At 60.2% G+C, this 11,607-nt stretch carries 11 protein-coding genes; 6 read left to right on the top strand and 5 right to left on the bottom strand.

All coding sequences use genetic code 11. The features are described 5' to 3' along the window. Positions 1 to 193 precede the first annotated feature (193 nt). Positions 194 to 1,399: an ROK family transcriptional regulator gene (locus tag AS026_RS06330; protein WP_062369018.1), complete on the top strand. Its 1,206-nt coding sequence runs from the start codon at positions 194 to 196 to the stop codon at positions 1,397 to 1,399. Between the two features lie 6 nt (positions 1,400 to 1,405). Here AS026_RS06330 and AS026_RS06335 read toward each other — a convergent pair whose 3' ends face one another. The 4 genes from AS026_RS06335 to AS026_RS06350 all read right to left on the bottom strand — a co-directional run bounded on the left by AS026_RS06335 (position 1,406) and on the right by AS026_RS06350 (position 3,797). Further along, the gene (locus AS026_RS06335; RefSeq protein WP_018856033.1) at positions 1,406 to 1,891 is read right to left on the bottom strand and encodes a cupin domain-containing protein; all 486 of its coding nucleotides are present in this window, start codon (positions 1,889 to 1,891) and stop codon (positions 1,406 to 1,408) included. 52 nt (positions 1,892 to 1,943) lie between these two features. After that, positions 1,944 to 2,276, bottom strand: coding sequence for a chaperone modulator CbpM (locus tag AS026_RS06340; RefSeq protein ID WP_062369019.1), 333 nt, complete (start codon positions 2,274 to 2,276; stop codon positions 1,944 to 1,946). A gap of 2 nt (positions 2,277 to 2,278) precedes the next feature. Then, positions 2,279 to 3,193, bottom strand: a complete 915-nt coding sequence (locus AS026_RS06345; protein ID WP_062369020.1) for a DnaJ C-terminal domain-containing protein — start codon at positions 3,191 to 3,193, stop codon at positions 2,279 to 2,281. Positions 3,194 to 3,290: 97 nt separating this feature from the next. Beyond that, a complete protein-coding gene (locus AS026_RS06350) occupies positions 3,291 to 3,797 on the bottom strand; it encodes a hypothetical protein (protein ID WP_062369021.1) in 507 nt (168 codons plus the stop codon). A 224-nt stretch (positions 3,798 to 4,021) separates the two neighbouring features. Here AS026_RS06350 and AS026_RS06355 point away from each other — a divergent pair, with 224 nt between their 5' ends. From AS026_RS06355 to AS026_RS06375, 5 genes are all read left to right on the top strand, one after another. Further along, on the top strand, positions 4,022 to 5,107 hold the full coding sequence (locus AS026_RS06355; protein ID WP_062369022.1) for a patatin-like phospholipase family protein: 1,086 nt from the start codon (positions 4,022 to 4,024) through the stop codon (positions 5,105 to 5,107). 23 nt (positions 5,108 to 5,130) lie between these two features. After that, entirely contained in the window at positions 5,131 to 6,585 is a 1,455-nt protein-coding gene (locus tag AS026_RS06360; RefSeq protein ID WP_062369023.1) for a GntP family permease, read from the top strand. Positions 6,586 to 6,782: 197 nt separating this feature from the next. After that, entirely contained in the window at positions 6,783 to 7,550 is a 768-nt protein-coding gene (locus AS026_RS06365; protein ID WP_062369024.1) for an SDR family oxidoreductase, read from the top strand. A 553-nt stretch (positions 7,551 to 8,103) separates the two neighbouring features. Beyond that, complete coding sequence (locus tag AS026_RS06370; RefSeq protein ID WP_167354887.1) at positions 8,104 to 9,021, top strand: MBL fold metallo-hydrolase; 918 nt, start codon at positions 8,104 to 8,106, stop codon at positions 9,019 to 9,021. Positions 9,022 to 9,329: 308 nt separating this feature from the next. Then, complete coding sequence (locus tag AS026_RS06375; protein WP_062369026.1) at positions 9,330 to 10,004, top strand: response regulator; 675 nt, start codon at positions 9,330 to 9,332, stop codon at positions 10,002 to 10,004. Between the two features lie 49 nt (positions 10,005 to 10,053). On the opposite strand, the gene AS026_RS06380 is transcribed toward AS026_RS06375, so the two are convergent. Then, the gene (locus AS026_RS06380) at positions 10,054 to 11,526 is read right to left on the bottom strand and encodes a sensor histidine kinase (protein WP_062369027.1); all 1,473 of its coding nucleotides are present in this window, start codon (positions 11,524 to 11,526) and stop codon (positions 10,054 to 10,056) included. Between the last annotated feature and the right edge of the window lie 81 nt (positions 11,527 to 11,607).

Raw genomic sequence — 11,607 nt, forward strand, 5'->3', positions numbered from 1 at the left:
TTTGTCCGAAGGCGGCTGTCGTCGCCATCGGTTGTTGAGAAGGCGCCGGTTGGCCGGCTGCCGGATTCGGAGCGTCGTCTGAGCCGCTTTCGGACCCTTTTGCGTTCCCTGGAACTCTTTGGTTCCTTATTAAGTCAATTGTCTTGACTTATTTTTTCTTCAATATTCTACTGCTGTCAAGAGGGAATTCGGAATGAACGAAGCGCGCCCGATACGGGCAAAAGCAGGCACCAATCATGAAGGCACAAGCGCCCATAACCGGCGGGTGATGATGGATGCCCTGAGAGTGAATGGAGCACTCTCGCGAGCAGACTTGGCGCGCGCCACCAAGCTCACCAAACAGACCGTGTCGAACATCATCGACGAACTCGAACAGGAAGGGCTGGTCACCGCGCAGGAAGCTGTTCGCAAGGGCAGGGGACAGCCGTCGACACCCTATCGCCTGGTGCCGGAAGGGGCTTTTGCGATCGGGCTGCAGATCGATCGCCACATAACCCGGGCCATAGCTGTTGACCTTGTCGGCAACATACTCACGCGGGCCGAGGCGAACCTGCCTCCCGACGGGCCGTCGCGCGGTGCAACCGTAATTCTCGAGCTTATCGAGAAGGTTCGCCGTGACCTTGCCGGCCTCGTTGCTCAATCGGAGCGGCGGCTCGTTGGCCTGGGCGCGGCGATGCCTGGCCCGTTCGGGATCGAGGCGACGGGTGACGATCCCTGGATGATGGCCGCCTGGCAAAAGTTTCCGCTATTGGAAACGCTGGCGGCAGGCACGGGTCTTGGCGTTCGTCTGCAAAACGATGCGGCCGCATGCGCCACGGCGGAGCGGATGGTTGGCGCCGCCCATGGGCTCGACCATGCCGTTTGCCTCTATCTCGGCTACGGTATCGGTGCTGGTCTGATCCTCGGCGGGGAACTTTACAGCGGTGCAAACGGCAATGCGGGCGAAATCGGCATGGCGCTGCTTTCGGCAAGCGGCAGCCCGACGCCACTCGAGCATCGTGCCTCGCTCGCCTCGCTCTACCAGCACCTGGCAATCGACCCGGCGGATCCCGGCGTCTATGCGATGGTGAACGAACTGGCGCTGAAGAATGATGCGAGAATACAGAGCTGGATCGAAGAAGCCGTGATGGATCTTCGCTGGAGCGTACATCTGATCGAATCGATCTTCGATCCGCAAACCGTGATTCTCTGCGGCGGTGCGCCTGAAGCCCTGGCGCGACGTCTGGTCGAGGCGATGCACCCTCTGCCGCCATCGATCGCCGATCGCCGTGGCCGGGTCATTCCTCGCTTCCAGCTTGGAATGACTGATCCCTGGGCCGTCGCGCTTGGCGCAGCCGCCGACCCGATCAGCCGCGCTTTCGACCCGAGCTTTGCGGCCATTCTCAAGGGTTCGCTGTAAAGACGCTCATGCGCGATGGATCGGGTCGATCCATAAGACATCTTCCGGCTGTTCGACCGGTTCGATATCGAGATTGACGACGACCGGTTCCTGGCCGGACCGCACAAGAACACATTCGAGCGTCTCGTCGCGGCTGGCATTGATCTCTTGATGGGGAACGTAAGGCGGCACGTAGATGAAATCACCGGGACCGGCCTCTGCCGTGAATTCGAGGTGGTCGCCCCAGCGCATGCGCGCCTTCCCTTTCACCACATAGATGATGCTTTCGAGATCCCCGTGGTGATGGGCGCCGGTCTTCGCATTCGCATGGATGGTCACGGTGCCGGCCCATATTTTCTCCGCCCCGGCACGCGCATGGTTGATCGCCGTCGCCCGGTTCATCCCTGGGGTCTGGGCGGTATTGGGATCGAGTGAATTGCCCGGAATGACCTTCACGCCGTGCTCGCGCCAGTCGATCGGATGGTGGTCGTGATCATGCGGAACCTCGGTCATTGCATCTCCTTCCGGCAATCAGGTCGTTGCCATCGTGTTCGCTCTCTATGGGCTAGAGGCCGTGGATGCCGGAGAGCTCATCGAGCGTGCCGCGCAGTCTGCGCCTTACCTCCTCGTCCTGCCCTTCCATGGCGGCGAGCATTTCACGAAGCGTTCCGCGCAGTCCATGGATCTGATCGATGAGATCCATGATCAGATCGACCCCGGCATCGTTGACACCCATGTCACGCGTCAGGTCGAGGATGAGCTGCGCCCGCGCGACATCAGTGTCGCGAAAATCGCGAGTGCCGTCACGTGTCTGAGGCAGCAGCCATCCCTGCTCGACCCACACCTCTAACACCCTCACGTCGATTTTAAGAAAACGGCGGAATTCAAGATCATCCATGGCTATTCTCCCATGCCCTTTCTCGGATCCTGCTCGTCGCCAGCTGTCCAGCCGGTCATGAAATCGGTCAGCTGCTGATCCGGTCCGTTCGGCAGCACGATTTTGAGAGAGATGTAGATGTCTCCGGCACTGCCGTCTTTCTTCGGAACGCCCTTGCCCTTCAGGCGCAAAACCTTCCCGGTGTTCGAGTGCGGCGGCAATGTGAGGTTGACCGGACCTGACGGCGTCGGCGCGCGCACCTTGCCGCCGAGCACGGCCTCGCGCAGCGTAATCGGCAGGTCGAAGCGGATGTCGTCGCCGTCACGAACATAGAAGCGATGCGGACGCACGCGAATTTCGACAAGCGCATCTCCCGGCCGGCCGCCGCCAATACCGGCCTCGCCTTTGCCGCGCAGTCTGAGCGTCTGGCCGTCGCGCGTGCCAGGCGGTATCTGCAGGTCGAGCGCCGGCCCGTCCGGCAAACGGATCTGGGTCTTCGTGCCGTTGACGGCATCGAGGAAATCGACCTCCATCGAATACTGCCGGTTCTGGCCCTGTGCATGGAAATCGCCTCCGCGTGTTCGTCGCGAAAAGAAGCTCGAGAAAATATCGTCGCTGTCGCCGAAGTCGGCATAGCCCGCGCTGTTGTGATACGGGTTGCCGGCGTTTCCTGCAGAGGCATAGTCGCGATAGTAGTGGCGCGGCGCCTGCTCGGCACCGGTCATGTCGATCTCGCCGCGGTCAAAGCGCCCGCGCTTTTCTTCATCGCTCAGCAGCTCGTAAGCAGCGGAAATTTCCTTGAAGCGGTCCTCTGCCTTCTTGTCGCCGGGATTGAGATCGGGGTGAAGTTTCTTGGCGAGCTTACGAAATGCGCTTTGAATGTCTTTCTGCTTGGCGTCCTTCTTCACGCCGAGAAGCTCGTATGGGTCGCGGCTCATACATATCTCCGGTTCAGCCGGCGGACATCACCGGCATTTTGCCATCTATATAGGTTTGCGCGGCTGCTCCGACGAGAGGTTGTATCGGCCTCGGCACCTAATCGCGCTGCAGGTTGATCTCACTGGTCACCACCTGCTGGCCGGACGCCGGATCCTTGTCGACCGTTCGAATGCGGATCGCATTGGCATCGACACGCTGGATGGTCATGTTGGCGCTGCGGTCACCGTTTATCACCTTTGACCAGCGCACCGCGAGATTGATGGCGTCGCCGCGGCGGCTACCCTGAAGACCGGATACGCCACCGGACGGACCGACGTAACGACCGGCATACTGTGTTCCGGTGACGGTGATATTGGCTGACACCGGTCGCGTGATAACGATCATCCCGCGGCAGGTCCCCTTCATCGAAAGCGCCTCGCCACTCGCCTGGGATGTGAAGTTGCAACTCAGGTTGATCGGGGACGAGGAGGTCGTGCGTTTCATCATGCCTCCGCCCGTCCAATCGCCAGCAAGCGACTGGAGGAAAGGCGCCTCGTCGGCATATGCGAAGCCCGTGACCAGCCAGAACAGCGCGGCCACAGCAGCATGTCGGCAGCACTTCATGACGTCCTCCCCTTGGAGATGATCAGGAATGCCTCAGAATGCTCGAAAGTTCCTCACACTGCAGGAACTTGGCCAAAATGTCCCAACGCGATGGGGTAACGCAAGCGAATTCCGCTTGGTCTTGAGGTCCGACGTCATCGAGAGAAATTCTTGTCAGTTGAGAACTGCTATTGCTGCACTGCAATAATCGCCATAAGGTAGAGACGCTGAACTCGGAGGTCCGAATGCCGCCAAGACCGTACAGCAATGCCCGTGCCACGCGATCCGATCGCGATCCGATCGCAATTGATCTGGCGCTCCAGGGAGGTGGCGCGCACGGCGCGTTCACCTGGGGTGTGATCGAACGGCTCATCGATGAGCCCTGGCTGGAGATTTCAAGCATAACCGGCACCTCGGCCGGCGCAATGAACGCGGTGGTACTCGCACATGGTTATGCCCTTGATGGTCGAGAGGGGGCGAAGGTGGCTCTCGAGGCATTTTGGGCCCGGGTCAGCGACGTGGCGCGGTTCAGCCCGTTTCAGCGAACGGCGTTTGACGTGATGACCGGTAACTGGTCGCTTGACCACTCGCCCGCCTATCTCTTTTTCGACCTTATGAGCCGCTTGTTTTCGCCCTATGAGATCAATCCGGGCAACATCAATCCGCTCCGCGACATCCTCGAGGAGAGCGTGGATTTCGAGGCCTTGAAACGCTCTGAGATCAAGCTGTTTGTCAATGCCACGAACGTGCGAACCGGGCTGCCGAGGGTGTTTCGCAACGACGAACTGAGTGCCGACGCCGTGCTGGCTTCGGCATGCCTGCCGATGCTGCACCAGGCGATCGAAATAGACGGTGATCCCTACTGGGACGGTGGGTTTTCGGGAAATCCGCTGCTTACGCCGGTCGTCCGGGAGAGTGCGGCACGCGACATTTTGCTTGTTCAGGTCAATCCCGTAGAGCGCGCGGGCGTTCCAAGGACTGCACGTGAAATTCTCAATCGCATCAACGAGATCTCCTTTAACTCCAGCCTGAAGAAGGAATTGCGAGCGATGGCCATACTCCAGCGGATGCTTTCGGAAAGCGGCGTTGCGCCGGATGAAATCGCCTGGGCGAAGGAATGGTCAAGCATACGTCTTCATCGAATTGCAACGCCACCGCGCATGGTGGAACTCAGCGCGTCATCCAAGATGAACGGCGAGTGGGAGTTTCTTTCGATGCTGCGGGAAGAAGGGCGCGAGACCGCGCAAGAATTTCTCGCCAGCCATGGCACGGATATTGGAAAGCGGGCGAGCTTTGACATCGAAAGCCTGCTCGATACCGTCCTGCAATAGACGTCAGAGCGCAAAGCCCCGTCATGGATATTGTTGGCGTCCTTATCGCTCTTGGTGTTCTCGTCGCGCTCGCTTACCGCGGCTGGAGCATCCTTCTTCTCGCACCCCTTTGTGCCCTGCTTGCCGCACTGTTGGCTGGCCAGCCGTTGCTTGCCAGCTGGACGCAGACTTTCATGCGCAATGCGGCAGATTTCATTGCCCAGTTCTTCCCGATTTTTCTGCTTGGCGCTCTTTTCGGCAAGCTCATGGAAGCCAGTGGTTCGGTTGAGGCAATTGCCGTGAAGATGACCGAGACGCTCGGGGCAGGACGAGCCATATTCGCCGTCGTGCTTGCTGGCGCCTTCGTGACATATGGCGGCGTCAGCCTGTTTGTCGCTTTCTTCGTCCTTGCTCCAATGGGGCATGCTCTCTTCAAGGCGGCCGACATTCCGCACCGGCTCATGCCGGCAGCAATCGCCCTTGGAACATCCACCTTCACCATGTCTGCCATGCCGGGCACGCCGGCGATCCAGAATGCGATCCCGATGCCATTTTTTGGCACCAATCCGTTTGCTGCCCCCGGGCTCGGCGTCATTGCCTCTGCGGTCATGCTTGGTTTCGGCATGTGGTGGCTGCAGATGGCGCGGCGAAAGGCGAAGCTGGCAGGGGAGACCTATCGCTATGCTGGCTTGACGGCCTCTGATGCCATTTCAAATGACGACAGGATGCGGGAGCGTGGCGCAGTCGCGCATGACTTCGATCCGGGTGAAATTGCGCGCGGCGGTCATGCGGCGATGCGACCAGGCTTTTTGATCGCAGCGCTGCCGCTGGTGGTCGTCGTTGCGACCAATCTGGTGATGACGTTCGCCGTTTTGCCGCGTATCGACGCGCATTATCTGGCGGAAACTGCGTGGGGCTCAACCACACTTTCAGCGGTTGCGGGTGTCTGGTCGGTGATTGTGGCATTGACGGCGGGCATTGTGGCGCTCCTCGTTACCAACTTTGACCGCCTTCCTGGTCTCCGTTCCATCATCGATGCCGGCGTCAACGCGGCTGTCCTGCCGATCATGAGCGTTGCCAGCCTTGTTGGCTTCGGCGCCGTCGTGGCTGCTCTCCCTGCATTCGAGACGGTGAAGGTCTGGGTCCTCGGCATCGAGGGAGGGCCACTGGTCTCCCTTGCGATTGCGACGAATATCCTTGCTGCATTGACCGGTTCGGCGTCAGGCGGGCTGACGATTGCGCTCGATGCCCTGGGGCCGACCTATATGGAAATTGCCCACCAGACGGGTCTCGATCCCGAACTGATGCACCGGGTTGCGGTCATCGGCGCCGGCACGCTGGACAGCTTGCCGCACAACGGTGCTGTCGTGACACTCCTTTCTGTCTGCGGTGTCTCACACAAGGATGGTTACCTTGATCTCGCCATGGCCGCCATCGCAAGCGCCCTTGTTGCCCTGGTCGTCGTCATCACGCTCGGAACTCTTGTCGGGTCGTTCTGACCAGCTGCGACACCACATCCGGGAGTGCTGGCTGCTTCCACTCGATCGCGACGATAGACGGGCGACGGACGCCGGTGCCTCTATCGGCTCTAAGCGTCAAGGTGTACTCAAGGCAACAGGCTGTACCTGCTAGACTGAACTCCGCGTCAGCCTGTTCGGGCGGGTGCGCATGTAGAGGAGACACTGGAGAGTAGATGATGGGTTTTCCGCTTTTCGATCTCAGCGGCAGGCGAGCGTTGGTAACCGGCTCGTCACAAGGCATTGGTTTTGCGTTGGCCAGGGGGCTTGCCGAGCATGGCGCATCCGTCGTGCTGAACGGACGGGATGCGTCGAAGCTGGAGGCGGCCGCGAAGGCTCTGCGAGAAGCCGGTTACGATGTTGCTGTGAATGCCTTTGATGTGACCGATGCTGACGCAGTCAAACATGGCATCGACGAGATCGAGAGCGCCATTGGTCCAATCGATATTCTCATCAACAATGCGGGAATGCAGTTTCGCACGTCACTGGAGGATTTTCCGGCCGATCGCTGGGAGCAGCTGCTGAAAACCAACATCTCCAGCATCTTCTATGTCGGGCAGGCCGTTGCCCGGCACATGATCACGCGCGGCGCAGGAAAGATCATCAACATCGCCTCCGTCCAAAGCGAACTCGCTCGTCCGGGCATCGCCCCCTACACCGCCACAAAGGGTGCTGTGAAGAACCTGACCCGCGGTATGTGCGCCGACTGGGCCAAGTTCGGAATCCAGGTGAATGCCCTCGCGCCGGGCTATTTCAAGACGCCGCTCAATCAGGCTCTCGTTGATAACGAGGAGTTCTCCTCATGGCTTCAAAAGCGCACGCCTGCCGCCCGCTGGGGCGAGGTGGATGAACTGATCGGTGCGGCGGTCTTCCTCTCCGGGAAAGGATCATCCTTTGTCAATGGACACACTCTCTATGTCGACGGTGGCATCACGACCTGCCTCTAGTGATGCCTATCGCCGATGTAGCCCGCTGAAATCAGGTTCAACGCTCTGAGGCGCGTCTGCCCAGTGGCAGCGAGTACGAGAAATACAGCGGAGCGGCGGCCCTCGGATTTCAGAGCCTCAATGCGTCGGACACATTCACCGGGCGGGTCCAACCGGCCCATTCTGCACGTCCGTAAAGACGGTTCCGGGTCGTATGCCTTGCCGAGCGTTCGCGCGCGGTTTGTCTGGCCGCGGAATAGCGAAATTCAATTGTAGCGTGCCGTCCTTCGACGTGCCAGACCGTGGCTCGTGGCCGCTGGGTGGTGTGCATGGCACACTTCGGCAGGCAAGGGCACCTACGCCGTCAGACCAGCATGTTCACCACCAAATCTTCGCAGCCGTCCTCCCCATGCACAGGCTGCCCTGTCCTCAGGTGTAGCTCGACCGCCAATACGCTTCGACCTAGCGTCCGCTACGGGCTCGGGACGGACATGTCTCGATCACGCAAAAATAGGAGCACACGATGTCACAGGCAGAAGCAGCGAGCCGTAGGATTGGGCAGGAGGAGGCGAACATGACCCAGAACAACGCCTCACAACCCGCCAGAGCACGGTCCGAAGAGTTGGTCCCGTCGCGCTACGCGGTGCGGGTCGGCGAGATTGACGTGCTGGTTATCAGCGATGGGGTACTGCCGCTTCCAACCGCGATGTTGGGACATAACGCCGACCCTGCCGTCCGAGCTGGCTGGCTCGACGATATGTTCCTGCCGCAGGACGCTTTCGACTGGTCGCTGAATGCGGTTCTTGTGCGCAGTGGCGGGCAGACCATACTCATCGACGCTGGACTGGGATTGGACCCGGACTTGAACTTGCCGCGGGCCGGGCAGTTGACCAAGCGACTGGAGGCGGCTGGCATCGATCTTGGATCCGTCACCGACATCGTGCTGACCCACATGCACATGGACCATGTTGGCGGCCTGCTCGTCGAGGGGGTGAAGGAACGGCTGCGGCCGGACCTGCGGATCCACGTGGCGGCCGCCGAGGTCAAATTCTGGGAGGCGCCCGATTTCTCCCGCGTCTCGATGCCGCCGGGGTTCCCGGACGCGCTTCGGGCAGCCGCCAAGCGGTTCACCGAAGAATACCGCAGCCATCTGCGGCTGTTCGATGAGGAGCAAGAGGTGGCGCCGGGCGTGGTCGCCACACGTACCGGCGGCCACACCCCCGGACATTGCGTGGTTCGCGTGGCGTCAGGCGGTGATCGGCTGATGTTTGCCGGCGACGCCGTGTTTGCGGTCGGGTTCGAACACCCCGACTGGTATAACGGTTTCGAACACGACCCAGAGGAGGCGGCCCGCGTCCGGGTCCGACTTTTGCGGGAGCTGGCGGAGACCGGCGCACAGCTCGTTGCCACGCACCTGCCGTTCCCGTCCGTCGGCCACGTGGCGGTTGATGGCGATGCTTTCCGCTGGGTCCCGGCCTTCTGGGACTATTGACTGCTTGGATCGACCATTCCGCGTAGGCGCTTCGTCGACCGAGCGCCCATGCGTACACGGTCGAACTTGCACTGGAAAAAAACCGACTAGGCTCTTGATGGGCCTAGTCGCTGCAGCAGTCAAAGGCAGCAAAAATGTCCCAAATGAAATGCGCCGGCCGCCAGCCGGCACCGCACCGCGCCTCTCGCCTTACGAGGGATACATCTGCCGCGGCTTCAAGGGGGCTACTCCGTTTTCACTACATGGACAGTTTTGGCAAAATGGCTCCATAATGAACTCGAGGGAACGAATGGCCTGGGGACGTCCGTATGGAATCGGTTTCTATCGCGTTGGTCGATGATCATCCATTAATGCTGGCAGGTTTGGTGGATCTATTTAAACTGAACGAGGATTTCACGGTCGCGGCGACGGGAAGCAAGGCAAGCGACATTCTCAAGATCAACGCGGAAATCCGCCCGGACGTATTCGTGGTGGACGTGATGATGCCTGGAAACATATTCGAGGTCATCGCGAAAATCGTCGCGACTTCGCCAAAGACAAAGTTCCTCGCCTTCACCGCCTTGACGAGAAGCGACATCGCCGTTCGCGCACTCAATGCCGGCGCGACCGGGTATGTTCTTAAGGGCAGTGATGCCGGCGAGCTTATTCAGGGCGTAAGGGCTGTGCATAACGGCGAAACCTTCATTACGCCGGCATTTGCCTGCAAGGTCATCGAAGAGCTTAAGATTTCTTCGCTGCGCAAGATGGCGCCCGGAACCGTCAAGCTCAGCATTCGCGAGGGACAAATTGTCGGCATGCTCATGCGCGGAGCCACAAACAAGCAGATCGCGGCCGATTTGCGTATCGGCGAAAAGACCGTAAAGAACTACATGACCATCCTGATGCAGAAGCTTCATGCGCGGAACCGCCTCGAGGTGCTCATTGCGGCGCAGAAGCTTGAGGTCGACGATCATCAAGACAGGGAGCCAATGCTGCGCCATTGATGAATGTCTTCGGCTCTAACTCGTCGTTATTTCGCCGCTCTTGCCAGGTCTAGGCGCTGTTGATTTCGAGTGGCACGCGGGTCACGAGTTGCATTCCCCCTTTGCCGCGCCGCCTGATTTGTACCGAGCCGGCAAAAGCTTCAACCCGGTTGCGAATTCCCTGCAGACCCAGCGGCCTACGGCGCGCTTCTGTCGTCGAAGTTGGTGAGAAACCCGGTCCACCGTCGCTGATTACGATTGTGATGGCCTCTTCGTTCGCGATGGCGATAACACGTTGATCGCGGCCGGCTGCGTGATGAAAAGCATTGTTGAGCCCTTCCTGAACCACGCGGTAAAGACAGATTTTCAGTGGGTGAGCGGTACTCTTCTGAAGTCCCCTGTAGCGGGCCTTTACGATGGACCCGGTCGCATGCTCGTGCCGCTCGACGGCAACGCGAAGTGCGGCCTCCAAGGACATGTTTTCGAGCTCCGGAAGTACCAGGCCCGTCGAGAGCTCCCGCAACTCCGTCAACACCTGGCCCGCCAGGCGAAGCGGCGAGATGTCGGCTCGCGTCACGTTCGAGGGGCCGACGGCATCTGCCGGGTCGCCAGGCGTCTTCGGGGCCGGCGTCCCCAGCCTGAGGATCAGCAGGCCGAGCAACTGTATCGGCCCGTCGTGCAGATCTGAACCGATGCGGTTCAAGAGAGCCTCGTTTGATTTGCTGGCATCCATGCGCGCCTGATCGGCGGTCTTGCGCAACTGCCTGTTCTGCTCCGCCAATGCTTGCGCGCTGGCGAGTTGGGCCTTGAGCGTCACGCTCTGGCGCCGGATCAGCCTACTGGCACGTCGAACGATCAGGAAGAGCAGGCCCATGATGGCGACCGTCGTTGCTCCAACGATGGCCCACGTCCTTCGTTGAACCCGGTCGCGTTGCGCAATAAACTCGCCAGCCTCCTCGTAAAGTTCTCCGACCGCTATGACCTCGTGGACGTTGGAACGATAGATCGGCCCATAGATTTCGATCAGCGGGCGCTGTTCCGGCTGTCCACCGTCCTCGTTATCATCGTGTCCAGTTTCCAGCTGTGCCACCACCTGGCCAGCAAACGCCTGCTCGATATCCTTTGACGGAAGGCGCTTGCCCATAAGCGATTTGTCAGTGCTGTAGAGAACCGTTCCGTCCCGCTCCCAGATTCGGAACCCCTCCACGCGCGTTGCCAGGTCCGTGCCGATCAGGAGCCTGTCCAGTTGCTGCTGACGCTCGGCCGAAACACGTGGGCCGTCCGGGCCTTCTTCAATATGGCCGGCAAGGAAGCCCTCCATGTAGAGGGCCCCGGATTCTGCTCGGCTCCGAAGCTGGTTCGCGGCAATCTGCGAACTCAGCCACTCGCCGAGGATCGCCATCGAGCCGCCGATGATTAAGGTAGCGACGAGCAAGAATTGGGTCGTCAGATCAAGGCTGTGCCAGAAGCGGATTGCCCAGGAGCCGCGGCCGGTGGCGGCTTCATCGCCGGGGACATAAGTCACGCTCTCCTTTGGGTACAAAGTCCCTCCTTTCAGGCGACGAAGGTCCGCACAATTCTCTGGACCTTTGGAACTATTCCGTCCGGTGCCCTTCGCGACATT

Origin of the sequence: Rhizobium altiplani, assembly GCF_001542405.1 — a bacterium.
Taxonomy (GTDB): domain Bacteria; phylum Pseudomonadota; class Alphaproteobacteria; order Rhizobiales; family Rhizobiaceae; genus Rhizobium; species Rhizobium altiplani.

Coding starts and splice junctions, on each gene's coding strand:
- AS026_RS06330 (WP_062369018.1), top strand. CDS start 194: ATGAACGAAGCGCGCCCGATACGGGCAAAAGCAGGCACCAATCATGAA.
- AS026_RS06335 (WP_018856033.1), bottom strand. CDS start 1,891: ATGACCGAGGTTCCGCATGATCACGACCACCATCCGATCGACTGGCGC.
- AS026_RS06340 (WP_062369019.1), bottom strand. CDS start 2,276: ATGGATGATCTTGAATTCCGCCGTTTTCTTAAAATCGACGTGAGGGTG.
- AS026_RS06345 (WP_062369020.1), bottom strand. CDS start 3,193: ATGAGCCGCGACCCATACGAGCTTCTCGGCGTGAAGAAGGACGCCAAG.
- AS026_RS06350 (WP_062369021.1), bottom strand. CDS start 3,797: ATGAAGTGCTGCCGACATGCTGCTGTGGCCGCGCTGTTCTGGCTGGTC.
- AS026_RS06355 (WP_062369022.1), top strand. CDS start 4,022: ATGCCGCCAAGACCGTACAGCAATGCCCGTGCCACGCGATCCGATCGC.
- AS026_RS06360 (WP_062369023.1), top strand. CDS start 5,131: ATGGATATTGTTGGCGTCCTTATCGCTCTTGGTGTTCTCGTCGCGCTC.
- AS026_RS06365 (WP_062369024.1), top strand. CDS start 6,783: ATGGGTTTTCCGCTTTTCGATCTCAGCGGCAGGCGAGCGTTGGTAACC.
- AS026_RS06370 (WP_167354887.1), top strand. CDS start 8,104: ATGACCCAGAACAACGCCTCACAACCCGCCAGAGCACGGTCCGAAGAG.
- AS026_RS06375 (WP_062369026.1), top strand. CDS start 9,330: ATGGAATCGGTTTCTATCGCGTTGGTCGATGATCATCCATTAATGCTG.